The 23,906-nt window shown below is 56.2% G+C and carries 24 protein-coding genes; 13 read left to right on the top strand and 11 right to left on the bottom strand.

Annotated features, from left to right (window positions below):
- Positions 1–117 precede the first annotated feature (117 nt).
- The 10 genes from JYG33_RS05800 (at position 118) to JYG33_RS05755 (ending at position 10,311) form a co-directional block, all read left to right on the top strand.
- The gene (locus JYG33_RS05800; protein WP_207875067.1) at positions 118–1,137 is read left to right on the top strand and encodes a sulfate ABC transporter substrate-binding protein; all 1,020 of its coding nucleotides are present in this window, start codon (positions 118–120) and stop codon (positions 1,135–1,137) included.
- Positions 1,138–1,163: 26 nt separating this feature from the next.
- Entirely contained in the window at positions 1,164–2,078 is a 915-nt protein-coding gene (gene cysT, locus JYG33_RS05795; RefSeq protein WP_207875066.1) for a sulfate ABC transporter permease subunit CysT, read from the top strand.
- A gap of 14 nt (positions 2,079–2,092) precedes the next feature.
- Positions 2,093–2,965: a sulfate ABC transporter permease subunit CysW gene (gene cysW / locus JYG33_RS05790; RefSeq protein ID WP_222667396.1), complete on the top strand. Its 873-nt coding sequence runs from the start codon at positions 2,093–2,095 to the stop codon at positions 2,963–2,965.
- Between the two features lie 18 nt (positions 2,966–2,983).
- Positions 2,984–4,081 (top strand): sulfate ABC transporter ATP-binding protein, encoded by a 1,098-nt coding sequence (locus tag JYG33_RS05785; RefSeq protein WP_207875064.1) that lies wholly within the window; start codon positions 2,984–2,986, stop codon positions 4,079–4,081.
- A 249-nt stretch (positions 4,082–4,330) separates the two neighbouring features.
- A complete protein-coding gene (locus JYG33_RS05780; protein ID WP_207875748.1) occupies positions 4,331–5,104 on the top strand; it encodes an energy transducer TonB in 774 nt (257 codons plus the stop codon).
- 9 nt (positions 5,105–5,113) lie between these two features.
- On the top strand, positions 5,114–5,971 hold the full coding sequence (locus JYG33_RS05775; protein WP_207875063.1) for a MotA/TolQ/ExbB proton channel family protein: 858 nt from the start codon (positions 5,114–5,116) through the stop codon (positions 5,969–5,971).
- 2 nt (positions 5,972–5,973) lie between these two features.
- Positions 5,974–6,474, top strand: a complete 501-nt coding sequence (locus JYG33_RS05770) for a biopolymer transporter ExbD (RefSeq protein WP_207875062.1) — start codon at positions 5,974–5,976, stop codon at positions 6,472–6,474.
- Positions 6,475–6,561: 87 nt separating this feature from the next.
- Positions 6,562–7,242: a response regulator transcription factor gene (locus JYG33_RS05765; RefSeq protein WP_207875061.1), complete on the top strand. Its 681-nt coding sequence runs from the start codon at positions 6,562–6,564 to the stop codon at positions 7,240–7,242.
- Between the two features lie 39 nt (positions 7,243–7,281).
- Entirely contained in the window at positions 7,282–8,421 is a 1,140-nt protein-coding gene (locus JYG33_RS05760) for a HAMP domain-containing sensor histidine kinase (RefSeq protein WP_207875060.1), read from the top strand.
- Between the two features lie 54 nt (positions 8,422–8,475).
- Positions 8,476–10,311: a potassium transporter Kup gene (locus JYG33_RS05755; RefSeq protein ID WP_207875747.1), complete on the top strand. Its 1,836-nt coding sequence runs from the start codon at positions 8,476–8,478 to the stop codon at positions 10,309–10,311.
- Positions 10,312–10,360: 49 nt separating this feature from the next.
- On the opposite strand, the gene JYG33_RS05750 is transcribed toward JYG33_RS05755, so the two are convergent.
- The 4 genes from JYG33_RS05750 to JYG33_RS05735 form a co-directional block, all read right to left on the bottom strand.
- On the bottom strand, positions 10,361–10,996 hold the full coding sequence (locus tag JYG33_RS05750; protein WP_207875059.1) for a DJ-1/PfpI family protein: 636 nt from the start codon (positions 10,994–10,996) through the stop codon (positions 10,361–10,363).
- Positions 10,997–11,073: 77 nt separating this feature from the next.
- Positions 11,074–11,724 carry an XRE family transcriptional regulator gene (locus JYG33_RS05745; protein ID WP_042481190.1) on the bottom strand — a complete coding sequence of 217 codons (651 nt, stop codon included), beginning with the start codon at positions 11,722–11,724 and terminating at the stop codon, positions 11,074–11,076.
- A gap of 156 nt (positions 11,725–11,880) precedes the next feature.
- Positions 11,881–12,204 carry a ferredoxin family protein gene (locus JYG33_RS05740; protein ID WP_207875057.1) on the bottom strand — a complete coding sequence of 108 codons (324 nt, stop codon included), beginning with the start codon at positions 12,202–12,204 and terminating at the stop codon, positions 11,881–11,883.
- A gap of 52 nt (positions 12,205–12,256) precedes the next feature.
- Complete coding sequence (locus JYG33_RS05735) at positions 12,257–12,688, bottom strand: cupin domain-containing protein (RefSeq protein WP_207875056.1); 432 nt, start codon at positions 12,686–12,688, stop codon at positions 12,257–12,259.
- Positions 12,689–12,912: 224 nt separating this feature from the next.
- Between JYG33_RS05735 and JYG33_RS05730 the strand changes: the two genes are divergently transcribed.
- Positions 12,913–14,277: an MFS transporter gene (locus JYG33_RS05730; protein WP_207875055.1), complete on the top strand. Its 1,365-nt coding sequence runs from the start codon at positions 12,913–12,915 to the stop codon at positions 14,275–14,277.
- A gap of 68 nt (positions 14,278–14,345) precedes the next feature.
- Here JYG33_RS05730 and JYG33_RS05725 read toward each other — a convergent pair whose 3' ends face one another.
- The 7 genes from JYG33_RS05725 to JYG33_RS05695 all read right to left on the bottom strand — a co-directional run bounded on the left by JYG33_RS05725 (position 14,346) and on the right by JYG33_RS05695 (position 21,004).
- Positions 14,346–14,723, bottom strand: coding sequence for a hypothetical protein (locus tag JYG33_RS05725; RefSeq protein WP_207875054.1), 378 nt, complete (start codon positions 14,721–14,723; stop codon positions 14,346–14,348).
- Positions 14,724–14,916: 193 nt separating this feature from the next.
- Positions 14,917–15,345 carry a monovalent cation/H(+) antiporter subunit G gene (mnhG, locus tag JYG33_RS05720; RefSeq protein ID WP_207875053.1) on the bottom strand — a complete coding sequence of 143 codons (429 nt, stop codon included), beginning with the start codon at positions 15,343–15,345 and terminating at the stop codon, positions 14,917–14,919.
- The gene (locus tag JYG33_RS05715) at positions 15,342–15,623 is read right to left on the bottom strand and encodes a K+/H+ antiporter subunit F (RefSeq protein ID WP_009461751.1); all 282 of its coding nucleotides are present in this window, start codon (positions 15,621–15,623) and stop codon (positions 15,342–15,344) included. Before JYG33_RS05715 ends, mnhG begins: the two co-directional genes overlap by 4 nt.
- The gene (locus JYG33_RS05710; RefSeq protein WP_207875052.1) at positions 15,620–16,105 is read right to left on the bottom strand and encodes a Na+/H+ antiporter subunit E; all 486 of its coding nucleotides are present in this window, start codon (positions 16,103–16,105) and stop codon (positions 15,620–15,622) included. Before JYG33_RS05710 ends, JYG33_RS05715 begins: the two co-directional genes overlap by 4 nt.
- Entirely contained in the window at positions 16,105–17,691 is a 1,587-nt protein-coding gene (locus JYG33_RS05705) for a monovalent cation/H+ antiporter subunit D (RefSeq protein WP_243430337.1), read from the bottom strand. The genes JYG33_RS05710 and JYG33_RS05705 overlap by 1 nt, the downstream gene beginning before the upstream one ends.
- A gap of 44 nt (positions 17,692–17,735) precedes the next feature.
- Positions 17,736–18,077, bottom strand: a complete 342-nt coding sequence (locus JYG33_RS05700) for a Na+/H+ antiporter subunit C (RefSeq protein ID WP_035272858.1) — start codon at positions 18,075–18,077, stop codon at positions 17,736–17,738.
- Complete coding sequence (locus JYG33_RS05695) at positions 18,077–21,004, bottom strand: monovalent cation/H+ antiporter subunit A (protein ID WP_207875050.1); 2,928 nt, start codon at positions 21,002–21,004, stop codon at positions 18,077–18,079. The genes JYG33_RS05700 and JYG33_RS05695 overlap by 1 nt, the downstream gene beginning before the upstream one ends.
- Before the next feature lie 196 nt (positions 21,005–21,200).
- Here JYG33_RS05695 and hemN point away from each other — a divergent pair, with 196 nt between their 5' ends.
- Entirely contained in the window at positions 21,201–22,622 is a 1,422-nt protein-coding gene (hemN, locus tag JYG33_RS05690) for an oxygen-independent coproporphyrinogen III oxidase (protein WP_207875049.1), read from the top strand.
- Positions 22,623–22,745: 123 nt separating this feature from the next.
- The gene (locus tag JYG33_RS05685; RefSeq protein WP_207875048.1) at positions 22,746–23,891 is read left to right on the top strand and encodes a nitronate monooxygenase family protein; all 1,146 of its coding nucleotides are present in this window, start codon (positions 22,746–22,748) and stop codon (positions 23,889–23,891) included.
- The last annotated feature ends 15 nt before the right edge of the window (positions 23,892–23,906 follow it).

The raw sequence follows: 23,906 nt of genomic DNA, 5'->3' as shown, positions 1-23,906 counted from the left end.
GTTCCATCCCTCTCCATCTCCCCGCTATATCTAATCAAAGAATTGGTATTTAGTCTGGTGAAACAGCCTTGCTAGACTCGTTCTCATTGCTTGGAAATGGTTTCTAGGGGATGGGAAATGAAGCGGATTCAACAGAAGTGGAAGGGCGTCAAGGCAGGAGCGTTGCTGGCCTTGGTGCTGGCGGCGGCTACGGCTGTCGCGGCCGAGGTCAGTATTCTGAATGTGTCTTACGACCCAACGCGTGAACTTTACGCTGAATTCAACAAGGCTTTCCAGACCCATTACAAAGAACAAACGGGTGACAGTGTGGTCATCCGTAGTTCCCACGGTGGCTCCAGCAAGCAAGCGCGTACTGTTATTGATGGTGTGCCTGCTGATGTGGTGACCTTGGGTATTTCTTCCGATATTGATCAGATCGCTCAGTCCGGTTTGCTGGACAAGGGCTGGCAAGCTCGCTTGCCTGATAACAGTACGCCTTATACCTCCACCATTGTTTTGTTGGTGCGCAAGGGTAATCCCAAGGGGATTCATGACTGGAATGATTTGATCCGCTCGGATATCAAGGTCGTTACCCCGAATCCCAAAACCTCGGCCGGGGCGCGATGGAATTATCTGGCGGCCTGGTTGTACGCCCTGAAGCAAAGTAATGGGGACGAGGATAAGGCGCGTGATTTTGTTGCCAAGCTGTATCGTAACGTCAGTGTGCTGGATTCCGGTGCGCGTGGGTCGACCACGACCTTTGTGGAGCGCGGTATTGGGGATGTGTTGATTGCCTGGGAGAACGAGGCTCTCTTGTCTGTCAAGGATTTGGGACCCGATCGCTTTGACATCGTAGTGCCGTCCAGCAGCATTCTGGCCGAGCCGCCTGTGGCGCTGGTGGATGCCAATGCGGCCAAACATGGCGCAGAAAAAGTGGCCCAGGCCTATCTGGAGTATCTCTACAGCCCTGAAGGTCAGGAAATTGCCGCACGCCACTTTTACCGTCCTCGCCTGGAGTCGGTGGCCGCCAAATACCGTGACCAGTTTCCGGCCTTGAAACTCTACAAGGTGGATGAGGAGCTGGGTGGCTGGACTCAGGTGCAGGCCAAGCACTTTGCGGACGGCGGCGTGTTTGACAGTATTTACTTGAGCAAATGACCCCCACCAACACCAAGGACCGTCCGATGTCACAGGCTCGTCTATGGGGATTTCTGCCCGCTGCTCGTAAGCAGCGGGCTTTGCCAGGCTTTGGTCTGACGATGGGTTTGTCCATCAGTTATTTAAGCCTGATTGTGCTGATTCCCTTGTCTGCAGTTTTGCTCAAGACCACCTCTATGGGCTGGTCGGCATTTTGGGAAACGATTAGTACCGCCCGTGTTCTGGCTTCCTTGAAATTGACGTTTGGCATGGCCGCTTTGGCCGCCTTGATCAACGGGGTGTTCGGTTTGATTCTGGCTTGGGTATTGGTGCGATACCGCTTTCCTGGCCGACGCATTGTGGATGCGTTGATTGATTTACCCTTTGCTCTGCCCACATCGGTAGCCGGTATTTCACTGGCCGCTATTTATGCGCCTACCGGCTGGATCGGTTCCTGGGCTGAGCCTTATGTGGGACAGATTGCGTTTACTCCCTGGGGCGTTCTGATTGCTCTGGTTTTTATTGGCCTGCCTTTCGTCGTGCGTACCGTGCAGCCCGTATTGGAAGAGCTGGAGCAGGAACAGGAAGAGGTCAGTGCGTGTTTGGGGGCGGATCGCTTCCAGACGGTCACCAAGGTCATTTTGCCCGCTATCTTGCCCGCCTGCTTGACGGGCGTAGCCCTGGCCTTTGCGCGTGCCGTGGGTGAGTACGGTTCAGTGATTTTTATTGCTGGTAACGTCCCTATGGTTTCGGAAATTACCCCCTTGCTGATCGTCATCAAGCTGGAGCAGTTTGACTATGCGGGAGCATCGGCCTTGGCTGTCCTGATGATGGTGTTGTCCTTCATCATCCTGTTGGCGATCAACCGTTTGCAGTGGTATTTGCAGTCGCGTCACTCCGGGCAGGCGCAGGGTAAAGCGGCCAAGGTAGCCGCGCCCTTATCCTTGGAGACAGCCCGATGAGCAGCAGTTTGACGATGGATTCCACTGTGCAGGTGGTGCCGGTGCAGACAGCCCGCTTGCGGGCTGCTCAGGATGAGGGTCCGGCCGTCAAGGTGATATTGATTAGTATTGCCTTGCTGTTCTTTGTATTGTTTTTGCTGCTGCCCTTGATCCTGGTGTTCATGACGGCCTTTAGCCGGGGCATCATGCCGTATCTGTCCGCCCTGAGCGAGAGCGACACCTTGCATGCCGCCAGTCTGACGGTGCTGGTAGCCGTGATTGCGGTGCCTTTGAATATTGCCTTTGGTTTGGCTGCTTCCTGGGCCATTGCTCGTTTCGAGTTTCGCGGCAAGAGTATTCTGACCACGCTGATTGATCTGCCGTTTTCGGTATCGCCCGTGATTGCCGGTTTGATGTTCCTGCTGATCTTTGGTCGGCAGGGCCCATTTTGGGACTGGCTGGACGCGAATAATATCCGTATCGTCTTTGCCTTGCCGGGCCTGGTATTGGCAACCTTATTTGTGACCTTTCCCTTTGTAGCGCGCGAGCTGATTCCTCTGATGCAAATGCAAGGCAGCGAGGAAGAGCAAGCGGCGCGGGTGCTGGGGGCTAATGGCAGGCAGATGTTCTGGCGGGTCACCCTCCCCAAGATCAAATGGGGCCTGCTGTATGGCGTGATCCTGTGCAATGCCCGTGCCATGGGCGAATTTGGGGCGGTGTCGGTGCTGTCGGGCCATATACGGGGCCAGACCAACACACTGCCTTTGCATGTAGAAATTGAGTACAACGACTATCACACGGTGGGCGCATTTGCAGCGGCTTCGGTGTTGGCGGTCTTGGCTTTACTGACGTTGGCGCTTAAATTGTGGGCCGAGCGCAAAATGGTTCAAGACGGTCATCGTGGGTGACCGCATTCGGAGTTCATTATGAGTATCGAAGTTCGTCATCTATCTAAACAGTTTGGTGCGTTTACGGCACTGGGTGATGTGACATTGGATTTTCCAGCGGGCGAGCTGGTGGCTTTGCTGGGGCCTTCAGGCTGCGGCAAGACGACCTTGTTGCGCATTGTGGCTGGCCTGGAACATGCGGATGCGGGTCAGGTGCTGATCAATGGCAAGGATGTGGCCGCCGTGGGGACGCGGGATCGACAAGTGGGTTTTGTGTTCCAGCACTATGCCTTGTTCCGCCATATGACTGTGTTTGAGAACGTGGCCTTTGGCCTGCGTATCAAGCCCCGCAAACAGCGTTTGCCTGAAGCCCAGATTCGTCAGCGGGTACACGAGCTTCTGGAACTGGTGCAACTGGATTGGTTGGCGGATCGCTATCCGGCGGCCTTGTCTGGTGGTCAGCGTCAACGTATCGCTCTGGCACGTGCTCTGGCGGTGGAGCCGGGTGTTTTGCTCCTGGACGAGCCCTTTGGTGCACTGGATGCCAAGGTACGCAAGGAGCTGCGTTCCTGGTTGCGTCGTCTGCATGACGATTTGCATATCAGCACTTTGTTCGTGACCCACGATCAGGAAGAGGCCATTGAAGTGGCTGACCGTATCGTGGTGCTGAACAAGGGTCGGGTCGAGCAAGAGGGTGCTCCGCAGGATGTGTACAACCATCCGGCCAGTCCCTTTGTTTACGAGTTCCTGGGGGCGGCCAATCGTTTGCCCGGTCAGTTCCAGCATGGGCGCTTTGTCGCCGATCCGCAGTTGGGTCAGTTTGAGTCCAACGAGGCCTTGAATGGTCAGGGAGCCGGGCAGGGTGAAGCGGTGGGTTATGTGCGTCCGCACGACCTGGACTTGCAGCGTCAGTTGGATGGTCAAGGCATCATCGTTGCCGTACAGCGCATTATTCCTTTGGGGGCGACGGTGAGGGTAGAGCTGGCCCTGAACGAGGGCGAGCGCGCTTGGGAAGCGGAGTTCGATCACCAGCGTTGGTCGCAGCTTGGTTTGCAGCCGGGTGAACGCGCCTTGGCCTTGCCGCGCAAGTTCAGCGCCTTCCCTTTGGAGTCCCAGGCTGAAGTGCGACTTTCTTAGTCTTTTTGCAAATTATTCGCAACAGGCTGACCCTAGGTCAGCCTGTCTGCGTTAGTATCTGGAGGGTTTTTGCAGGGCGGATTGAAGCAGGAAATATTACAGGAATTTAGTATTGAGAATCATTCCTGTTTCTGTTAAGATTCGATACTTCACTGGGCATCCTGTCCGGTCCCGTCATGGTCCATGCGGGTTGCAGAATGTGTAGAACGGATTATGACCGGAATTGCTTCTCAAAAGAATAATCGCTCGATGCTGGCCTTGAAGGCAACTGGCTTGGCATTAGCACTGGGATTGCACGTTGGTGTCGTGGCTACCATCTTGTGGACTGAAACCCCCAAGATTGTGGGCGAACCAGCCCCTATGGATGTTGTTGGGGTGACTTTGGTGGAAGTGTCGGAGTCCCCAGTTCAGCAAGAACAGGTCAGCGCTCCTCCTGAAGAGGTAGTGGCCGAGCCAGAACCTGATCCCGAGCCCGAGGTGGAACCAGAGCCCGAGCCTGATCCGGAACCGGTCCTTGAACCGGAGCCCGAGCCAGAGCCGATCGTGGAAAAACCACCGATCCCGGAGCCTCCCAAGCCCAAACCGAAACCCAAGCCAAAACCTAAGCCCAAGCCACAGCCCAAGCCAGAGGTGCCACCGGCAGAAACGCCGCAGCCCGCTCAGCCTGCCGCTCCTGCTGCACAGGCCGGCCCGGCAACGGACAATACGACTCAAACCGCTGCCCGTTCTACGGATGGCGACAGGCCCAAGCTGATTGGCCGTGTGGACTATTTGGGACGCCGTCCTGTACCTGTGTACCCACGGGCCTCGGAACGTCGTCGCGAGCAGGGCCGTGTGGTGGTTCGTGTAGTGATTTCAACCCAAGGAACCGTGCTGGAAGCCAAGGTGCAAAATTCGTCGGGCTATGAACGCCTGGATGAGTCTGCGCTGCGAGCTGTACGCACAGCACGTTTCAAACCGTATACGGAAAATGGTGTGGCCTATCGTGCCATGGCCGATATTCCTTTCGACTTTGTTTACTAGGATATATCAATGATGCAGGAACTATTTCAAAGCGTATGGGTAAGCCTGGCACAAGTTGCAGGGCCTGTCGCCGATCAGGCTGCCGCCAGTATTGTTGCCGCTGAGGAATCAACGGGCGTAATGCACTTTATCCAGCAAAGTGATGTGGTGGGTAAAACGCTGTTCGTAATCCTGGCCTTGATGTCGGTTGCCAGTTGGTACCTGATTATCGTCAAGGGCGTGCTGTCCTTCCGTCTGAAGCGTCGCTCGCAAGGTTTCATGCGCGAATTCTGGTCCGCCAGCTCCCTGGAGCAGGTTGAAAACGAAATCGCCACCCACGGTGCGCGTGATCCGTTCAGCCACTTGGCCAGCCACGCTATCCACGCTCAAAAACACCACGTCAAGTACGGTGCCATGCGTCTGGAAGAAAAAGGCTCTACGGACGCCTTTGTCTCGCGCATCATGCGTAAAGTCATGGACGAAGAAACTGCCAAGCTGGAAAACGGCCTGACGCTGTTGGCCTCGGTGGGTTCGACGGCTCCGTTTGTGGGTCTGTTCGGTACGGTTTGGGGTGTGTACCACGCCCTGATCAACATCGGTCTGTCCGATGGTGTGACCCTGAACAAGATTGCCGGTCCTGTGGGTGAAGCACTGGTGATGACCGGTCTGGGTCTGGCCGTGGCTATTCCTGCCGTGTTGGCCTATAACGCTTTTGTGCGTACCAACCGCGTTTACCTGTCCCAGTTGGACGCATTTGCCCATGATCTGTTTACCTTCCTGACTACCGGCCAGCCTGTACAGGACAATCAACCTGTTCTGCGTCGCGTTCCTACATCGGGTGGCGGTGCAGCATCGAGCTCGGCAGCGGCTGCCAAGCGGGAGCACTAATCATGGCTTTTGGCAGCTTTGATAATCGCAACTCGGGCTCCGCCTTGTCCGAAATCAATATGGTGCCGCTGATCGACGTCATGCTGGTGCTGCTGGTGATCTTTCTGATCACCGCTCCACTGCTGTCGCATTCCATCAAGATTCAGTTGCCACAGGCCAGCTCTGAGCTGGTGCAGCAAGATCCCAAGACGATTGATCTGGCGATTGATGCAGAAGGGCAGATCTTCGTGAACGAGTCGCCTGTTGCGCTGGAAGATTTGACCGCCACGCTGGCTCCCTACTCCAAGGATGAGCCACAGCCTGAGCTGCGTATCCGTGCCGATATTGATACACGCTACGAAACACTGGCCCAGGTCATGAGCCGCTCCAAGGCCTCGGGTCTGACCCGCTTGGGCTTTATCACTCGCCCAGGTCCAACGACCAAGACGGCAGGTGAAGAGGGTGAAGCCAAGGAAGGTGCCCCGGCTGTCGAGAAGCCAGCCGTACCTGCCCCTGCCCAGTAATCCCGGCAGATAGCTCGTGTTGTTTTTTCTGGCCCCTCGCTTTGCATCCGCAACGCGAGGGGCCAGTTTCGTAATAAAATCCCCCGCATGCGTGTACTAGTTATCGAAGACGACGCCATCTTGGGCGCCGCACTGCAGGAATTTCTTAACGATCAGGGCTACGCTGTTGACTGGCTCCAGGAAGGCGAAAGTGCCTTGAGGGAGCTGACCGCCCAGGTCTACGATCTTCTGCTTCTGGACTTGAACCTGCCCGGTATCAGTGGCCTGGATGTGCTGCGTCAGTTGCGTCAGCAGGGCAATGCCATTCCCGTGCTGATCCTGACCGCCCGTGATGGCGTGGACGATCGTGTCGGTGGTCTGGATGCCGGTGCGGATGACTATCTGATCAAACCCTTTGATCTGTCCGAACTGGCGGCTCGTGTGCGTGTGTTTGGCCGCCGCCGCAGTGGGCAGGTCCAGCCCATTATTGATGTGGGCCCCTTGAGCTTTGATACGATTGGCCGCGAGCTGCGCTGTGCCGGTCAGCGTGTGACCTTGTCGGTGCGCGAGCTGTCCGTGCTGGAAATGTTGATGATGCGGGCTGGCCGTGTGGTCACCAAGCAGCAAATTATTAACTCCTTGTCAGCCTGGGACGCAGATTTCAGCGACAATGCGGTCGAAGTCTACGTGTATCGTTTGCGCAAGCGCCTGGAAGGCACCGGGGCTGTCATACAGACTGTGCGCGGCTTTGGCTATTTGCTCGATGTGGAGAGCGTGGCCGGAGCATAACGGCAGCCCATGCCTGCTGCCTGAACCCTTAGGTCAACCATGCCCGATCAGCATCTTTCTCCAGCCGTAAAAACCTCCGTATGGCGAGGCTGGCTGGAGCGCTTTCTTGCTCCCGGTTCTTTGGCCCGCAAACTGATGGGTCGTTTGTTTCCCCCTATCTCCATTCTGGTGGTGCTCGACCTGAGCGTGACCTGGATATTGACGCGTCGCATGAGTCTGGAAGACTGGCTGCTGCGCGATATTTTCTGGACGATGGCGCTCAGCCAGGTGCTGCTGGTCAGCCTGATTGCCTGGGTGCTGCTGTCGGGGATTCGTTCTCAGTTGGCGTCGATTGACGATTTGTCGCAACAGATCCGTAATCGGGCCGATGATGATTTCGAGCGTCTGGATGCCAGCGCCTTGCCCGCTGAGATTGTGCCCTTGGTGGAGCACTTCAACGAATTGCTGGAACGTCAGCGTGATACCCTGCAGGCGCAAAAGCGTTTTATTGGTCATGCCGCACATCAATTGCGTACGCCTTTGACGGGTTTGCAGTTGGAGTCCGAGCTCATGCTGGCACGGCCTTTGCCTGATGACATTCGGCAGCGCGCCGAGCGTATCAAAAGCGTGTCGGACCGCATGATTCGTCTGGGCCAGCAGTTGCTGGTTCTGGCCCGTACCGATGCGGACACCAATATCAAAGACAGTTTTGTGCGCCTGGACTTGTGCGAATGGACGCGCGAAGAGGGCGGGGACTGGTTCTTGCAGGCTCGCCAGCATGGCGCAGAAATTCATTTGCTGGCACCTGAAAAGCCTGTCTGGATTGATGCCGCACCCGTGCTGTTGCGGGAATTGTTGTCGAACCTGATGGATAACGCGCTGCGCTATGGGCAGGGGACAGATCGGATTGTGCTGAGAGTGTCCAGCAATCCGCCGTCCTTGTCCGTGGAAGATCATGGGCCGGGTATTGAGGCTAGTGAGCAGCAGCGGGTATTTGAAGCCTTTTACCGTTCGCCCGGCACACAGGCTGGGGGTTCAGGTTTGGGTCTGGCCATTGTGCAGGAAATTGCCCGTGCGCATGGTGCCTGGTGGAGTTTGATGAGCCGTCCTGATTTTCCGGGTACCCGCGTCACCATCGTTTTTCCCGGTCCGCGTATTGGTGCGCGTCTGACCCGGCACGATTCTTTGATTGGAAATTAAGCCTTGAACACAGCAACAGAAAACCCCAAAAAAGCGGCTCAGGCCGCCTTGTTAATGGGCGCTTTAGGCGTGGTGTACGGCGATATTGGGACCAGCCCGCTCTACACCATGAAAGTGGCCTTGAGCGCGTACGGACAGCCCGGGGCCGAGCAGGTCTATGGTGTGCTGTCCTTGTTGTTCTGGCTGCTGACTATCGTGGTGTCCATCAAGTACGTCACCGTGGTTCTGCGCCTGGACAATAAGGGCGAAGGGGGAACCCTGGCCTTGATGGAGTTGGCAGCGCGTGGCATACATGGCCCTCGCCGTCAGGTGATTGTGGTGCTGGGCTTGATAGGCGCTGCCTTGTTTTACGGCGATAGTATTATCACCCCCGCAATCTCCGTGATGTCAGCGCTGGAAGGCATCGGTATGGTGTCCCATGTGCTGGACCCCTGGGTGGTGCCCCTGGCGCTGGGCGTGCTGCTGGCCTTGTTCCTGATTCAATCGCACGGTACGGGCACAATGGGCAAATTGTTCGGCCCCATTATGCTGATGTGGTTTCTGGTGTTGGGCGGTTTGGGGTTGTGGCGTGTGATCGAGCACCCGCAAGTCCTGATGGCCTTGGACCCGCGTTGGGCTGTGGCCTTTATTGCTGAAGCTCCGTGGCAGACTTTTTTACTGCTAGGAGCCTTGGTGCTGGCGCTGACCGGTGCTGAAGCCTTGTACGCGGATATGGGCCATTTTGGTCGTCCCTTGATTCGCAAGGCCTGGTTCATGATTGTCATGCCTTGCCTGGTTCTGTGTTATTTCGGCCAAGGTGCTTTGCTGATTTCGGACCCGGCTGCCATCCGTAATCCTTTCTTTTTCCTGGCTCCCAACTGGGCCTTGGTGCCGATGGTGATGCTGGCAACGGTAGCGACGGTGATTGCTTCTCAGTCGGTGATCTCCGGGGCTTTCTCCGTGACGCGTCAGGCTGTACAGCTCGGTTTTTGGCCCCGTATGGTCATTCAGCACACCTCCGCCAAGGAAGAAGGGCAGATCTATTTGCCCCGTGTGAATCTGCTGCTGTGTGTGGCGGTGATGATTCTGGTCCTGAGTTTTGGCTCCTCGGAGCGCTTGGCCCATGCTTACGGTTTTGCGGTGACGGGCACCATGTTGATGACCAGTCTGCTGGCGATTGTGCTCTTGCCGCGTCGTGCTAGCGGGATCAAGCGTTGGGCATGGTTGGGCCTGCTGGGTATCTTCCTGATTCTGGATGTGCTTCTTTTCTCGGCCAATGCACTTAAAGTTCTGGATGGCGGCTGGCTGCCTTTGCTGGTCGGTGCCGTCTTGCTGGGTTTGATGCTGACCTGGCGTCAGGGGCGTGCTGCTTTGCACGAGCGCTTGTTGGAAAACAAGCAGCCTTTGAAAGAATTTTTGCTGAGTCTGGAGGAGTACGCCCCTACCCGCGTGCCGGGGACGGCGGTGTTCATGAGCACTATTCCGGACTCTGTCCCGCCAGCCTTATTGCATAACCTGAAGCACAATAAAGTCTTGCATGAGCAGGTACTGTTTTTGACGGTGACCAGTGCGGGTGTGCCTTACGTTCCTTTTGGTGAGCGCTATAGCCTGCAGCGTTTGAGCCGGGGTAGTTGGCAAGCCGTGGCTTCCTGGGGTTTCAAGCAAGAGCCGAATGTGCCGCAGTTGCTGGAGCAGATTACTCTGGAGCATCCCGAGTTGAATCTGGAGCCGATGCAGACCTCTTACTTCCTGTCGCGTCAGACAGTGATGATTCAGTCGCGGCAGCCCTGGTATCTGGGCTGGCGTCGTCGCTTGTTTGCGTTCATGGCCCGTAATGCCAGCCGCAGTACGCGCTTTTTCAAGATTCCGCCTAATCGGGTGGTGGAGATGGGGATACAGGTGGAACTGTAGCAGCAGCGCCTGTTGTTCAGTGAAGGACAGCAGGCTGTGCGGCTTGGTTTTAGGCGTGGATGGGTTTTATCAAGCTGGGTAAACGTGCTTGATTGGCAGCTCGGGCGGCGCTGTATTCCATGATATGGGCCGTACGTTCAGCGAGTTCTGACCCCAGAAAGCGTTCTAGCAAGTAGAGTGTCAGGTCTACACACAGGCTGACCCCACCACCGGTGATGATGTCTCCTTCGTCAACCAACAGGGCCTCGCGTACAGAGCAGTCCACGGTCATTTCGGCCAATGTGTTTAGGGGCGAAGTCTCTGGGGCTGCGTAGGCAGCTTTGCTGGTCGCGACACGGCCATCCAGTAATCGGGCGCTGGCCAGTAGAAGTGCCCCTGTACAGACGCTCACCATGACATCCCCACGAGCATGGCGTTGGCGTAGAAAATTTAACAGTACGGGGTTATTGGCCTGTGTTTGCCAACCCGGACCGCCGGTGATGATGGTGACATCGGCGGCGGGTGCTTGTGTAAAACTGTATTCCGTCTCCAGATGCAAACCGTTGCGCAATCGTATCGTTCCGCCAGCTTCGGAAAGGGTGTGGTACTGCAGCTCTGGGGCCAGGCGCTTTGCCATGGACAGGGTGCCCAAAATACCAATTTCAATGGGCTCTACGTCTTCGTACAGGATGATGCCAATGCGCATAAGGAAACCTCCGTAAAAGTTTCCTAATGATATTTAAATGTTTCCTTTTTGGCAACAAGAATGTCCGGCTTGATTTCTTATTCCTCGCTGGGTGGTTCGATAATCACTACCAATGCTTGGGCGTCACCATCCAGTGCTCGGCCTCGGTGGGGGGTATTGGACTCAAAATACATGCTATCGCCCGCTTCAAGCCTGACTTTGGCTAATTGGCCGTGAATCTTGAATTCGAACTCAACCGTACCAGTCAGCAGGTAGACGAACTCTTCGCCGGCATGCTCAAAAAACACTTGAGGATCAGTGTGTTGGGGGAAGGTGAACATGAACGGATCCATGTTTCGGTTGGCTTTTTTATGTGCAAGGCTGACGTAGTCGTAGCCGTACTCACTGCCCCCGCGGCTGACTGGTTTGCGCTCCCAACTGTGTACTACAGACACAGGTGAGTCCTGGCTTAGCGGCATGGTCGGATTGTCTTGATCCGGATCGACAAAGAAAACGCTCAAGTCCACTCCCATGGCTCGCGCAATGCGAGCCAAGGTTCCGATGGGAGGGGCTTTGTTGCCATTCTCGATCTTGGATAAATAACCTTTGGTAAAGCCGGAGCGTTCGGCCAAGGTATCCAGAGTCAGGCGATGTTCACGCCGCAGTTCACGCAGCCGTTTACAGACGGCTGCTTCCTCTTGTTCGGGCTTGTCGTTATTAGGGCTAAGAGAGCTGAGTTCCTCGGTCACGCCTGATTCCACGTCTGAACGGTATGAAGGAAGATACGGCCCCACTGGGTGAGGCCGTATCTGCGGGCAATGAAATAGTCTGGTTGCCAGCGGGTTTAAGGCGTGCAACCTAGCTTGAATCATACCGTATGAGTGCGAAGGTGCGCAGTGGCTTTCTCAGCGTTGCAGCAAGGCAAGCTTGTCGGTCTGCTCTGACCAGAAGTGCGCGTCTGGATGAGCGGGTGGCCCACTGAAAGCGACTGGCCAGCTTTGTGCCAGTTCGGCATTGAGTTGGATGTAGTGCCGATGCTCAGGCCTTAACTCATAGTCTGAGGAAATAGCCTCCACGGGACAGGCCAGAATGCACAGCGTGCAATTGATGCAGCTTTGCGGATTGATGACCATGAAGTTCGGGCCGCGATGGAAGGCATCGGCAGGACATACCTCCAGGCACTCGCCATATTGGCAGTTGATGCAGGGGTCGGTGACGACGCAGGTCATGACTGCTCCTTGCGGTGCGGGGCGTCTTGCGCCCCGCGTAGCGAAAGGCCGCTCAGGCGGCTTGAAAACCTGCTGTGCCAAAGAACACGTTCGGTTTTCGGTATACCGCCAGCAAAATACATCCTTCATCGGAATGTGTTTCGTGCAAAGAGCCTGGATGACGCCATACATATTGACCAGCCCGACAAATACCGTCGTGGTCATAGAACGAGCCTTGCAAAACGTAGCTCTGTTCAATTTCCGGATGACGGTGAAAAGGCAAGACAGCGCCAGGCTCCCACTTCAGAAGCACAGTCATCTCACCTTCAGCATCATTGCGATACAGCACTTTCATCGAGATTTTTTCGAATTGTGAAGGCTGCCACTCCATGGATTCGGGGTCTACATAGACGGAGCCGCCTTGGGTGGGTTCCAGCTTGCCTTTGAGGCGTTGGGCGTAGTGCTTGCTTTCAGCTTGTTCAGTGACGTTGGTTTCTGTGTTCATGATGTCTCCTTGGTTAGCCCGCCCATGTGGGTCGGTAGACATAATTTAGTGAGAAGTTTCTTTTTAGTCAACTTTTAAGATAAAAATAAGAATAAGTTTACTGATAAACCCTAATTTAAGCTTAAAAAGTTTCCTGTCAGTATTTGCCCACCGTGTGTGGTATTTGCGGGCACATCCATAAGAGGCCCGGATCGATAGCCGGGCCTGATAATCAGGAGACAAGAATGAGCATTTCAGTTAAGGCGGACAGTCTGGGGGACCCCGCGACTCAGGAGCGGCAGGCGCTGGAGGAGGAAAAGTCCATGCGGCGTGTCGTGATGGCCAGCGTGATTGGTACGACGGTGGAGTGGTATGACTTTTTGTTGTACGGCACCGCGGCCGCATTGGTATTTAACAAGATCTTTTTCCCAGGCTTGGATCCGCTGATGGGTACCTTGGCCGCGCTGGGTTCGTTCGCGGTCGGTTTTATTGCACGCCCTTTGGGAGGCGTGGTGTTTGGGCACTTTGGTGATCGAGTTGGTCGTAAATCCATGCTGATGTTGACCATGTTCTTGATGGGGGGAGGCACATTCGCGATTGGTCTGCTACCTACCTATGAACAGATTGGGATCTGGGCTCCCATTGCCTTAATCTTGTTGCGCATTATTCAGGGTTTCGGTATCGGTGGAGAGTGGGGAGGGGCGGCGCTAATGGTCATTGAGCACGCTCCCCGAGATCGACGGGGGTTTTACGGTAGTTTGGTGCAGGTGGGTTTCCCGCTGGGTATGTTGGCATCGACCGGCATCTTGGCTTGGTTAAGTCGTTTGCCAGAAGCCGAGTTTTTGAGTTGGGGATGGCGGGTGCCGTTCCTGCTGAGTGTGGTGCTGGTTGCCTTGGGTTTTTATATTCGTTTGCAGGTAGTTGAGTCCCCTGTTTTTCAGGTCAGCCAGGATGAGGACGAAAAATCCAGCTCGGAGGTAGAGATAGACAAGGCGCCTCTATGGCAAATCCTGACTAAACATCGCCTGAATCTTTGTCTCAGTATTGGGTTGAAAGTATGTGAGGTTGCCTGGGTGTATATCCTGACAGTCTTTGTGATTGTTTACGGGACTAACACCTTGGATCTACCCAAGGGCTTGATATTGGACGGAGTGCTTCTTGGGGCTGCACTTGAAATCGGCTTTATTCCCCTTTTTGGCTACCTGTCTGACAAGGTGGGGCGTAAGGCTTTGTACTATTTCGGGTCTTGCTTCGTTTTACTTGCGGTCTATCCTTTGTTTCTCTGTCTGGAAACGCGTGACCCAACTCTTATCATCGGAGCAATTGCGGCGTGCATGGTTTTTGGTCATGGTCCGATGTACGGTCCCCAGGCTGCGTATTTGCCGGAGTTGTTCGGTACCAAAGTGCGTTATAGCGGTGCATCTTTAGGTTGCCAAGTAGCTGCCGGGGTGGGCGGTGGTCTGGCGCCTATGTTGGCGACATGGCTACTAGCCAGCCAGGGACACTATTGGGGCGTGGCCTTGATGGTGCTTGTATTGGCTGTGATTACTTTGTGGGCGACATGGCGTAGCCCTGAAACCTATAGGGATGATTTGACCAAGACGCAGTAGTCGGTATCAAGGTCAAAAAAACAGCGCCTGATACAGGCGCTGTTTTTTGGCAAGGCTAGCGATTTGCTTTACTGAGCAGGCACCACAGTCGTGGTTTCGCGCAGAATACCGCCGCCTTCCACACTACCGCGTACGGTTGTGTCCTGACCAGTCATGGATTTCAGGCAGTCTTGCTGACGATCAACAGGCAAGCGATGGCAGCGCGCCTGGCGGTTGGCATCCAGATTGTGATCGCGCTTGTCCAGCTTGTGATGACGTTCCGCTTGCACTGCGGCCCCGGCTTCACGGCGACATGTCGTGCGCTGCTCTCCGGTAAATTGTTCGCAGCGCTGGACATCGTGCCTGTAGTCTTTGGTCGGGGTTTGCGCCCAGGCAGCAGAGGACAGTAAACCTAGGCTGAGCAAGCCAGCGCTCAGAATTCGGGATGGACGTGTATGAAAACTCATCGATCTCACTCCTTTACTTGCTAAGGGAATCACCGGCTTGGCGAGCACTGTCATAAGTCGTGAAGAACAGGCCGCTAAGCCCCAAAAGCGACTGCGTATGGGGCAATTCCCGATACGCAGCGAACACTTACCAGTATAAGTGGAGGACTTGTAAGTGAGGGCAATAAAACTTTTCCAAACCCTCTGTGGCTTATTAGTCTTCGGTTTTGGCTTGAGTTTGGGTTTGGGTTTGAACCAGCTCTTGGGGCAGAGGTGCTTTGTGAGGCATGTCCAGGTAGCCGGGTTCGTCCGGGCCATATTCGGCCAGACGTTGGCGATGCTCGCGTTTGATGGCGGCGCGCATCAGGAAGATGGCAGTCACCGGCGAGGTAATGATCAAGAGCACACTGATAATCAGTGGGTGCAGGATCGGACGGCTCATCAAGTGGCTGGCACTGATGGCAACGGCCAACACCATGAAAAACGTACCCAGCGTGTTCCCCATGGTGGGGGCGTGGATGCGTGAATAAAAGTGCTTGAAGCGCAGTAAACCGGCTGAGCCCACCAGGGACACAATGCCGCTAAGCACTAGCAAAAGTGCGACCGGGATAGCCAGCCACCAGGGCAGTAAAGGCGTGTTCATGGCTCGATCACCTCGGCGCGCAACAGGAATTTCGCCATGGCGGCCGAACCCACAAAACCAAACAGGGCAATCAGCAAGGCGATATCAAAATACAAGGTTGAGTCAAAACGGATACCCAGGGCCAGCAAGGCCAGCATGCCGTTGATGTACATGGTGTCCAGTGCCAGCACGCGGTCGGCGGCCGAGGGGCCTTTCAGCAGGCGGATGACGGCGCAGCCCATGCCCAGGACAAAGCAGCCCAGAGCAAACTGACAGGCCCAGTAAACGATGTCTATCATTGGAAAATCTCCAGTAGCGGTCCTTGGTAGCGCTTCTGAATGGTGTCTAACCAGACCTGTTCGTCTTGCAGATCCAGAATGTGCAAGGTCAGGACGCGGGTCTCGTAATCGAAACCGGACCAGACGGTACCTGGCGTGTAGGTAATGATGCAGGCCAAGGCTGCCAGACCATGTGGGTCAGTCAGTTGCAAAGGGATGGCCAGAAAGCCCGGACGAGGAGCTTTGCTGCCTTTCAGAACCAGATGGCCTACGGCAATATTGGACATCACAATGTCCCAAGCTACTTGGCAGATCAGTTTCAACGCCAGAAAGGGATGTCGAATGCTGGCTTTAACCGGACGAAAGGGAATGGCGGCCAAACTCAGGGCGATGGCCAGGAACAGGCCCAGCACCACGTAACCGGCCGAGAGCGAGTCGTTCAGCAGCAGCCACAGACCCAGGAGCAGCAAAGGCAGAAAGAGATGTTTGGTGTAGCGTCGCATCAGAATCCCTCCGCTTGAACAGAACGCACAGGGTTTTGTCGCAAGACCGAGCCGATGTAGATACGAGGCTCATCGAGCTGTTGGGCTGTTTGCTCCAGGTAGGTCGTGATGGGGCCTGCGTACCAGCTCAGGATGCCACAAGCCAGGATAATGGCTGCAATTGGAGCGGCCTCGATCAGCTTCAGGCGGGGAATCGCCAGGGAACTATTGCTCCAGAACAGACGAATACCGACGCGAACCATGGCGATCAAACCGGCTACCCCGGAGAGCAACACGGCGGCGGTCAGGATCCAGGCGTTCAGGGGTTCAGGTGATTGGCCCGAGGCTTTCAGGGCAGCGGTCAGCAAAGACAGCTTGGCCACAAAGCCCGATAGCGGTGGCAGTCCAACAATCAGCAAGGCGCAGGCAATAAAGGACATGCCCAGGAACACCATCACACCGGGAATGGCGACCCCCACGACGTCATCGCTATGGTCTTCGGACTCGGGGTCATCCAGGTCAAAAACCTCCTGACTGACGGCCAGCAAGTCTGCACCAAAAGGTTTGGTGCGGCTGACCAACTCCAGCAGCAGGAAGAATGCACCCAGGGCCAGCACACTGCTCAGCATGTAGTACAGGGCAGGGCCAGTCAGAATGACGCCGGGCATGCCCAGAGCGGCCAGCAAGGTGCCCGAGGACACGATGATGCAATAGCTGGCCAGTCGTTCGGGTTGCTGTGCGGCCATCACGCCAATCGCGCCAAAGGCCAGGGTGGCAATCCCCGCCGGGAACATCCAGGCTACGCCAAAGGCAGCAGGCGCCCCCGTAGGCAGCAGCAAGGAGCCGATACGCAGCAGCGCGTAAATGCCGACCTTGGTCATGATGGCAAACATGGCGGCGACAGGAGCGCTGGCATTGCCATAGGCGTTGGGCAGCCACAGGTTCAAGGGCCAGGCGGCTGCCTTGATCAGGAAGGCGATGCCCAGGATAGCCATGGCCGATTCAAACACCAGGCGATCCGAATCTGGCAGGGAGCCCGCGCGCAGGGCCAAGTCAGCCATGTTCAGGGTGCCAGTGACGCCGTAAACCAGGGCAATAGCGATCAGCAGCAAGAACGAGGAGATCAGGTTGACCGCAATATAGTGCAGACCTGCACTGACGCGGGCCGCGCCCGAACCGTGCAGCATCAGACCATAAGAGGCGGCTAGCAGAACCTCGAAGAATACAAACAGGTTGAACAGGTCGCCGGTCAGGAAAGCGCCGTTCAGGCCCATCAATAGCAGTTGGAATAAAGAGTGGAAGTGAACCCCCACGCGATCCCAGCGGGCTAATGAGTAGAACCAGCAGCAAAAGGCCAGCACATTGGTCAGCACCAGCAAGAAAGCGGCCAGGCGGTCGACGACCAGCACAATCCCGAAGGGAGCGGGCCAGTCACCCAAGAGGTAGACGCCAACGGATTGAGGCCAGATAGGGGTCAGCGTGCCGTCGGCCAGCAAGAGCAGATAGACTGCACAGAACAACTGGGCCAGCAAGGAACTGAAGGCAATAAGCAGCTTGTAGTGACGGCGCTTGTCGCGCAGGATCACCATCAGGGCTGCCGCCACCATGGGGATGGCGACAGGCAATACGGGCAAGTGTTGGTTGAGTAGACTCACAGATCGTCTTCCTCACGGCCATCAACGTGGTCAGTGCCGCTCAGGCCGCGATTGGCCAGAATGACAACCAGAAACAAGGCGGTGGTGGCAAAGCCAATCACAATAGCGGTCAGCACCAGGGCTTGCGGCAAGGGGTCAGCGTAGCTGGCGCCCAGTTCGCTGCTGTTAATGACAGGGGCCGCACTGATTTTGAGCCTGCCCATACTGAAAATAAACAGGTTTACGGCATAGGAGACCAGAGCCAGCCCCATGATGACCTGAAAGGTACGCGGGCGCAGCAGGAGCCAGACGCCCGAGCCTGCCAGCACACCAATCGCAATTGAAAGCACGATTTCCATTATTTATTCTCCATCCCGGATGCAGCGTTCGAGGCGGATTGCAGCGACGGCAGTTTGCGATAAAAACGTAGGGACTGGTGGGCCAGCGCGACCAGAATCAGGATGGTGGAACCAATCACCAGCATGAAGACCCCGATGTCGAAGATCAGCGCGCTGGAGGTATGCACGTCGCCAACCAGGGGCAGGTGCAGATCCCAGCTCTGGGCGGACAGGAAGGGCTTGTTGAAGGCCCAGACCAGCATGGCGGCCACACCGGCTGTCAGCAGACCCAAGCCAATCCAGGTTTGGGGTTGAATCAGTGGGCGGGACTCCATCCACACGACGCCGCTAACCATGTATTGCAAGATAATGCCGGTAGCCATAATCAGGCCACCTACAAAACCACCGCCGGGCAGGTTGTGTCCACGCAGCAGGAAGTACAAGGCAATCAGCGTAGAGATAGGCAGCAACAGACGCAGCAAGACGGCTGGAATCTGCATGATGCCTTCGGGCAGCGGTGTTTTCGGATCCGGTTCCACAAAGACGGCTTCGCGGCTGTCCTTGACGTTCTGACGACGGGCCAGAGGCTGGGCAATGGCTTCAATAGGTGGACGGAACCGGCGCAGCAGTGCGAAGACGGTCAGGGCCACAATGCCCAGCACCACGATTTCGCCAAAGGTATCAAAGCCTCGGAAGTCCACCAGAATCACGTTCACCACGTTCGCGCCACCGCCCAAAGGCAGGGCCTTCTCAATAAAGAAGGGCGAGATGCCGCTGGGGTGGGGACGAGTCATCATGGCATAGGCCAGGGCAGCAATACCGCCCCCGGCCAGGATGGCAATAATCAAGTCACGACTACGGCGGAACAGGGCCTGGCCGCTATTGTCCTGAGCACCCGGCATATCGCTGACGCGCTGAGGCAGCCAGCGCAGGCCCAGTAAGATCAGTACAACCGTGACCACTTCAACGGCTAACTGGGTCAGCGCCAGGTCAGGAGCAGACAGCCAGGCAAAGGTCAGGCTGGTGACCAGACCCGCACCACCGGAGAGAAGCAAGGAGGCTGGGCGGTGGAATTTGGCCTGACGAGCTGCACCAATCGCGCAGGCAATCCCGACCGCCCACATCAGGGCAAAGAAGGGGTCAATCGGCGTGGAAATGGTGGATTTGAACCAGTTTCCGCGGACCAGGGGCAGGGCGGCTACGCAGATGGTCGCCACAATAATCAGCAGCATCTGGCGTTGCAGACGTGGTGAGTACAGCTTGCCTACGGCCCAATTGGACGCTACTTCCAGATACTCCATGGCCAGCTCAAAGAAGCGGCGGCCATCGGCACGGGTCAGCAACGGCGTACGACCCTGACGGTTCTTGTAGAAACGGTTGATGATCAGGACGAGGATCACGCCCATGCCGGTTGCGACCAGGCTCATGATCAAAGGCAGGTTGAAACCGTGCCAGACGGCCAGGTCGTACTGAGGCATTTCACTGCCCAGAATGGCGCTGGCAGCCGTGTGCAGGAAGGGACCAAAGGTCAGGCTGGGAATGACACCGACCAGCAGGCAGGTCAGCACCAGAATGGCGCTGGGGATCAACATGCGACGCGGTGGCTCATGCGGTTCGCGTGGCAAATCCTTGGCGACGGGGCCAAAGAAAACCTGGGCAATAAAGCGCAAGGAATAAGCCACGCTGAAGGAGCCCGCAATGACCGCGACCACGGGCAAGGCGTATTCCCAGGTGTTGCCATTGCTGGCCAGAATGGTCTCGGCAAAGAACATTTCTTTGGAGATGAAGCCATTCAGTAGCGGCACCCCGGCCATGGCAGCGGCAGCAACGGTTGCCAGCGTAGCCGTCAAGGGCATGGCGTGCCGCAAGCCGGACAGCCGGTTCAGGTTACGAGTACCTGTTTCGTGATCCACGATACCGGCGGCCATGAACAAGGAGGCCTTGAAGGTCGCGTGGTTCATCATGTGAAACAGCGCGGCAACCAGAGCCAGCGGGCTGTTCAGGCCCAACAGCAAGGTAATCAAACCCAGATGGCTGATGGTGGAGTAGGCCAGCACGCCTTTCATGTCGCGCTGGAACATGGCGACATAGGCCCCCAGCGTCAGCGAACACAGACCGGCCCCGCCAATAATGACCGCCCATTCCGTGGTGCCTGACAGGGCGGGCCACAGGCGGGCCAGCAGAAACACCCCAGCCTTGACCATGGTGGCGGAGTGCAAATAAGCCGAAACAGGTGTCGGCGCGGCCATGGCGTGCGGAAGCCAGATATGGAAGGGGAACTGGGCGCTTTTGGTAAGCGCACCCAGGGCGATCAGGATCAGCATCCCGGTATACCAGGGATGGTTGCGAATCTGTTCGCCCGATTCCAGAACCACGCTGAGATCGTAGCTGCCTGCGGCTTGCCCAAGCATGAGCACGCCCGCCAGCAAACAGAAACCGCCCGTACCCGTGACAATCAGCGACATGCGTGCACCCCGGCGCGCATCCATGCGGTGATACCAATAGGCAATCAGCATGAAGGAGGAGATGCTGGTCAGCTCCCAGAACACCACCAACTGAATCAGGTTGCCCGACAGCACCACCCCCAGCATTGAGCCCATAAAGGCTTGCAGAAAGGAGAAAAAGCGGCGGACCGGATCCTGGGCAGACAGGTAATAGTGCGCATACAGGGCAATCAAGGCCCCCATCGCAGTGATGATGACGCTAAAGAGCCAGGCATAGCCGTCCATGCGCAACTTGAAGGTCAGGCCGTGGGCGGGTATCCAGGAGCGGGATGACTCTAAAACCTCTCCGCGAGCGATGTCCGGATAGGCGTAGAGAGTGAGCAAGGCGCAGGTAACGGCGACAGCGCCTGCAAGGGATGCCTGGAGTTTGCGAGAGTTCGCGGGCATCAGGGAAGATAGCAAGCTACCGATGAACGGTAGAGCTAGGATCACGAGCAAATACATCTGACTCCAACAGGCGGTAATTTAGGCGGCTAGCGCTTAATAATACGATATATGAAGCTAATTTCAGCCCTACAGCGATAAAAAAAGCGTTTTTTTAGTTATTCCGGTCTTGATGCAGGTCAAGCGCATGCGTGAGGTTTTCTCTCACAATGAATGCTTGACTAGAAGAAACAGGTCTTTTGCAGGAGGACCCTTTATGCCGCAAATCGTGGAAGCATCGGATGCCAGCGCGCCTACCGCGCCAGATATTGAAATCTCGGAAGCCCTTATCCGGCGCTTTGATCGTTCTGGGCCTCGCTATACCTCCTACCCCACCGCAGACCGGTTTTTTCAGGATTTTCCTGCCCAGCCCTACATTCACGAATTATCGCGTCGCGCCCTGAGCAGCAGCAACCCCCCTCTATCGGTTTACCTGCATATTCCGTTTTGCCAGTCGCTTTGCTACTTCTGTGCCTGCAACAAGATCATCACGCAGGACCGCAGCAAGAGCGAGCAGTATCTGGATTACCTGCTGCGCGAAATTGACATGGTCACCCAATACATGGGTGATGATCGGCGCACCGAACAACTTCATCTGGGCGGCGGCTCGCCCACCTTCCTGGACAATGATCAGCTCTCTCGTCTGATGGGCAAGCTTAAAGAGCAGTTCATGTTCACGGCCGATGCCGAACTGGGCATCGAGATCGACCCTCGCACTTTGGCAGACGGTACGCTTCAGAACTTGGCGGATCTGGGCTTTAACCGTACCAGCTTCGGGGTGCAGGACTTTGACCCCAAGGTGCAAAAAGCGATCAACCGCATCCAGCCTTTTGAAATGGTCAAACGGGCCATTGAAGAGAGCCGGGCAGCCGGTTTCCAATCCATCAATACCGATCTGATCTACGGCCTGCCTCTGCAGACCCTGGAAAGCTTTGCTGTCACCATCGATTCGCTGGTGCAACTGCGGCCAGATCGTATCGCTCTTTATAACTACGCGCACTTGCCTACTCGCTTCAAGGCCCAGCGCTTGATCAATGAAGAAGAGCTTCCCGACGCTGACCAGCGTTTGCAGTTGTTCCTGATGTCCTCCCAGCGTTTGCTGGATGCAGGTTATGTCTATATTGGTCTGGACCATTTTGCCTTGCCAACGGACGAGCTCAATCTGGCTCGTCTGGACGGCAGCCTGCACCGTAACTTCCAGGGTTACACCACGCGTGCGGCCTGTGATCTGGTTTCGTTCGGCGTGTCGTCTATTGGTCAGGTGGGCACCATGCATGTGCAAAATGCCCGCAGCCTGCGCAATTACTACGCCGATATAGACCGGGGGCGTTTGCCCATCGAGCGGGGTATTGTGATGCAGCAAGACGACCGCCTGCGTGCGGAAGTCATCATGCATCTGATGTGCAGCATGCCTGTGCCAATTGTGCGTCTGGAAGCGCGTTACGGCATTGATTTTGCCAGCTACTTCTCTGCCGAGCTGCAAGAGCTCAATAGCTACGCGGACGCAGGCTTGCTAACTGTCGATCACCAATCCATCCAGGTTTTGCCCAAAGGCCGTTTGTTTGTACGTGCCTACAGCATGGTGTTCGACAAGTACTTGAGCCAGGAAAGCGGCGCACGCTACTCCCGCCTGATTTAACACAGTGGCCGTCTTGAACAAGACGGCCACGATTCTATTGCCCTGTTTCTGGTCCCGACGTGGCCGGCAGGTTCTTGCATCAACCTAAGGTATAACATCGTGCTAAAGACGGATTTACGTCTCATGTCCCTGAAGGGAAAACTGCTTTTGCCTATTGTTCAGGGTGGCATGGGAGTCGGTATTTCGGCGTCCCGGCTGGCTGGTACTGTGGCTGCATTGGGCGGGCTGGGGACGATCTCCAGCGTGGATTTACGGCGTCATCACGAAGACCTCATGGACAGCACCCAGGGTGATGTCGAAAAAGGCGTGGTCGATGCGGCCAATTTGCAGGCACTGGATCGTGAAATCAATCGTGCCCGCGAGCGCTCGGGCGGTAATGGCGGTATTGCCGTCAACATCATGAAGGCGGTGTCGCAGTATCCCGAGTACGTGCGTCAGTCTTGCGAAAGTGGGGCAGATGCCGTGGTGGTAGGTGCTGGCCTGCCGCTGGATTTGCCTGAACTGGTTCAGGACCATCCTAAAGTTGCCCTGATTCCTATCTTGTCGGATGTCCGTGGCGTCACCTTGCTGGTGAAAAAATGGCTGCGCCGCAAGCGTTTGCCCGATGCTGTCGTTCTGGAAAACCCCCGTTTTGCCGCGGGCCATCTGGGGGCAGCCGACGACCAGTCCTTGAACAAACCTGAATATGCTTTCCAGCGCGTTTTGGAAGGGTGCCGTGCCTTGTTCCGCGAGCTGGGCCTGGAGGCCGAGCGCATTCCCCTGATCGCCGCAGGCGGGATTCATCGTCCTGAACAATTGCGCCAATTAATTGATTGGGGTGCGGATGGTGTGCAAATGGGTACGGCTTTTGCCGTCACCGAAGAAGGCGATGCGCATGAGAACTTCAAACGCGTGTTGCTGGATGCAGAGCCCAAGGACATCGTGACCTTTATGAGTGTGGCTGGCCTGCCTGCCCGCGCTGTGCGTACACCGTGGCTGGATGCTTACCTGCACAAAGAGCAAAAGCTGCAATCGGTGGCGCGTGAGCGTGCTTGCACCGAAGGCTTTGATTGTCTGGCACATTGCGGTTTGCGTGATGGGGTGCAGCGTCATGGTCAATTCTGCATTGACCGCCAATTGGCCTACGCTTTGAAGGGTGACGTACAACGCGGTCTGTTCTTCCGCAGCTCGGAAGCCTTGCCTTTTGGTAAAGCCATGAAGTCCGTGCGCGAGTTGATGGATTACATGTTGAATGGTCGCAGCAAGCCCGGTGTGGTTCCAGCGGGCTAAGATGAATCAAGGGCT

Source organism: Alcaligenes sp. SORT26 (assembly GCF_017377875.1).
In the GTDB taxonomy this organism is placed as follows: domain Bacteria; phylum Pseudomonadota; class Gammaproteobacteria; order Burkholderiales; family Burkholderiaceae_B; genus Alcaligenes; species Alcaligenes parafaecalis.
The sequence above is the reverse complement of the archived record's forward strand: the minus strand, read 5'-3'. Positions and strand labels throughout refer to the sequence as shown.

Bases quoted from the DNA above. Each gene is read 5' to 3' on its own strand.
- JYG33_RS05800 (WP_207875067.1), top strand. From the start codon at position 118: ATGAAGCGGATTCAACAGAAGTGGAAGGGCGTCAAGGCAGGAGCGTTG.
- cysT (WP_207875066.1), top strand. From the start codon at position 1,164: ATGTCACAGGCTCGTCTATGGGGATTTCTGCCCGCTGCTCGTAAGCAG.
- cysW (WP_222667396.1), top strand. From the start codon at position 2,093: ATGGATTCCACTGTGCAGGTGGTGCCGGTGCAGACAGCCCGCTTGCGG.
- JYG33_RS05785 (WP_207875064.1), top strand. From the start codon at position 2,984: ATGAGTATCGAAGTTCGTCATCTATCTAAACAGTTTGGTGCGTTTACG.
- JYG33_RS05780 (WP_207875748.1), top strand. From the start codon at position 4,331: ATGCTGGCCTTGAAGGCAACTGGCTTGGCATTAGCACTGGGATTGCAC.
- JYG33_RS05775 (WP_207875063.1), top strand. From the start codon at position 5,114: ATGATGCAGGAACTATTTCAAAGCGTATGGGTAAGCCTGGCACAAGTT.
- JYG33_RS05770 (WP_207875062.1), top strand. From the start codon at position 5,974: ATGGCTTTTGGCAGCTTTGATAATCGCAACTCGGGCTCCGCCTTGTCC.
- JYG33_RS05765 (WP_207875061.1), top strand. From the start codon at position 6,562: ATGCGTGTACTAGTTATCGAAGACGACGCCATCTTGGGCGCCGCACTG.
- JYG33_RS05760 (WP_207875060.1), top strand. From the start codon at position 7,282: ATGCCCGATCAGCATCTTTCTCCAGCCGTAAAAACCTCCGTATGGCGA.
- JYG33_RS05755 (WP_207875747.1), top strand. From the start codon at position 8,476: ATGGGCGCTTTAGGCGTGGTGTACGGCGATATTGGGACCAGCCCGCTC.
- JYG33_RS05750 (WP_207875059.1), bottom strand. From the start codon at position 10,996: ATGCGCATTGGCATCATCCTGTACGAAGACGTAGAGCCCATTGAAATT.
- JYG33_RS05740 (WP_207875057.1), bottom strand. From the start codon at position 12,204: ATGACCTGCGTCGTCACCGACCCCTGCATCAACTGCCAATATGGCGAG.
- JYG33_RS05735 (WP_207875056.1), bottom strand. From the start codon at position 12,688: ATGAACACAGAAACCAACGTCACTGAACAAGCTGAAAGCAAGCACTAC.
- JYG33_RS05730 (WP_207875055.1), top strand. From the start codon at position 12,913: ATGAGCATTTCAGTTAAGGCGGACAGTCTGGGGGACCCCGCGACTCAG.
- JYG33_RS05725 (WP_207875054.1), bottom strand. From the start codon at position 14,723: ATGAGTTTTCATACACGTCCATCCCGAATTCTGAGCGCTGGCTTGCTC.
- mnhG (WP_207875053.1), bottom strand. From the start codon at position 15,345: ATGAACACGCCTTTACTGCCCTGGTGGCTGGCTATCCCGGTCGCACTT.
- JYG33_RS05715 (WP_009461751.1), bottom strand. From the start codon at position 15,623: ATGATAGACATCGTTTACTGGGCCTGTCAGTTTGCTCTGGGCTGCTTT.
- JYG33_RS05710 (WP_207875052.1), bottom strand. From the start codon at position 16,105: ATGCGACGCTACACCAAACATCTCTTTCTGCCTTTGCTGCTCCTGGGT.
- JYG33_RS05705 (WP_243430337.1), bottom strand. From the start codon at position 17,691: ATGGTGGCGGCAGCCCTGATGGTGATCCTGCGCGACAAGCGCCGTCAC.
- JYG33_RS05700 (WP_035272858.1), bottom strand. From the start codon at position 18,077: ATGGAAATCGTGCTTTCAATTGCGATTGGTGTGCTGGCAGGCTCGGGC.
- JYG33_RS05695 (WP_207875050.1), bottom strand. From the start codon at position 21,004: ATGTATTTGCTCGTGATCCTAGCTCTACCGTTCATCGGTAGCTTGCTA.
- hemN (WP_207875049.1), top strand. From the start codon at position 21,201: ATGCCGCAAATCGTGGAAGCATCGGATGCCAGCGCGCCTACCGCGCCA.
- JYG33_RS05685 (WP_207875048.1), top strand. From the start codon at position 22,746: ATGTCCCTGAAGGGAAAACTGCTTTTGCCTATTGTTCAGGGTGGCATG.